Below are 1882 nucleotides of genomic sequence, written 5' to 3' on the forward strand. Positions count from 1 at the left end.
ATGTTAGCGGCAATGTAAAAATGACCCCCCAACAGCATTTGAAAATTGACCCCCTTGGTTAATATAGTGGTCTTTTTGGACTGCTCAACATGTTAACTTTGGAGCAAGCAGTGACAATCCAAATACTTCATCAACAAGGTCAATCTATTAAGGCAATTAGCCGCGAACTCGGTATTTCTAGAAATACTGTGCGTAAATATTTACGATCTCAAGTAACACCTAAATATCAACGAACACAATCTAAAGTGAGTATTCTTGAGCCTTATAAACCGTATTTAATCAAACGTGTAAATGCCGCCGATCCAGAATGGATACCGGCTGCAGTGTTGTATCAAGAAATCTTGCAAAAAGGCTACACGGGGAAAATTAGAACACTACAAAATTATCTCAATACATTAAAGCCAACTAAACAACCAGAGCCGATTAAGCGATTTGAGACTCAACCAGGTCAACAAATGCAGGTTGATTTCACAACAATTCGACGTCATCACACCACATTAAAAGCATTTGTTGCAACTTTGGGATACTCTAGAGCAACCTTTGTTAAGTTTTATGATCATGAACGTTCTGATGCATGGATTGATGGCTTAGAAAGTGCTTTTCAGTTCTTTGGTGGTGTTCCTAAAGATGTATTATTTGATAATGCTAAGGCCATTATCATTGAACGTGATGCTTATCAAGATGGTCAACATCGCTGGAATGCTAAATTACTTGATTGTGCTAAGAAATATAACTTCCGAGCACGTGTTTGTAAGCCATATCGTGCGCAAACAAAAGGTAAAGTAGAACGCTTTAATAGTTATTTGAAATCAAGTTTTATCGTGCCATTAAAAGCAAGTTTAAAGGTGGTTGACCTTAGCTTAGATGTTGATATGGCAAATGCCTATATTGGTCGATGGCTTAGTGAAACAGCAAATCAACGCATTCATGCAACAACTAAAGAAAAACCAAGTACTCGTTTGCTTGAAGAACAACAATTTTTTTCTTCATTACCTTTATTTAATGATGGTTCTAAAAAATCTGTAATTGATGATGTTAGCCCATCATCACTCATACCTCATGAGAGTGTTCAACACCCCTTATCAATCTATGATGAATTACTGGAGGTTTCTTAATGAATTTACAGTATGAGCGTATTGAACAGCTTTGCCGTCAGCTTGGTCTACAAACAGTGGCATCACAATGGTCACATCATGCACAACAAACCTTAGCAAAGGATGGCAGTTATGCAGATTTCGTTGAAGCTATGCTATTACATGAATACACAGCCAAGCAGCAACGTAGTCAACAGATTCTTTTACAACTTTCAGGTCTTACTCAAATCAAAACGTTGGAGGCTTATGATTTTAATTATGCTTTAGGTGCTCCAAAGTCGCAGTTGCTTGAACTATTTAATTTAAGCTTTATTCCAAGAGCTGAAAATGTTGTATTTATTGGTGCAAGTGGTGTTGGGAAAACACATCTATCAATGGCTTTAGGCTATAAGGCAATTATGAATAATATTAAGACTAAGTTTATTACTGCAGCTGATTTAATGTTGCAACTTAGCCTAGCTTATCAACAAGGTAAATTAAAAAACTACATGCAACGTGTTGTACTTGCTCCAAAGTTATTGATTATCGATGAAATAGGATATTTACCATTTGGTCGTGAAGAAGCAAATTTATTTTTTAATGTTATTGCCAAGCGCTATGAAAAAGGCAGTACGATTTTGACCAGTAATTTACCATTTAGCCAGTGGTCTAAATCATTCGCAGATGATGTTACTTTGACAGCAGCAATGTTGGATCGTTTATTACATCATTGTCATGTTGTACAAATATCTGGGGAAAGTTATCGTCTAAAAGATAAAAAGAGAGTAGGAATTCAACCACAAATTGAG

At 36.2% G+C, this 1882-nt stretch carries 2 protein-coding genes; both read left to right on the forward strand.

The genetic code is table 11. The features are described from left to right. The first annotated feature begins 89 nt into the window (after positions 1 to 89). Positions 90 to 1115, forward strand: a complete 1026-nt coding sequence (gene istA / locus FTV43_RS15250) for an IS21-like element ISEc57 family transposase (protein WP_021545039.1) — start codon at positions 90 to 92, stop codon at positions 1113 to 1115. Beyond that, the coding region (gene istB, locus FTV43_RS15255) for an IS21-like element ISEc57 family helper ATPase IstB (RefSeq protein ID WP_179995817.1) at positions 1115 to 1882 on the forward strand (768 nt) is incomplete at its 3' end. The genes istA and istB, both read left to right, overlap by 1 nt.

Source organism: Acinetobacter sp. YH16053, assembly GCF_013417035.1.
In the GTDB taxonomy this organism is placed as follows: domain Bacteria; phylum Pseudomonadota; class Gammaproteobacteria; order Pseudomonadales; family Moraxellaceae; genus Acinetobacter; species Acinetobacter towneri.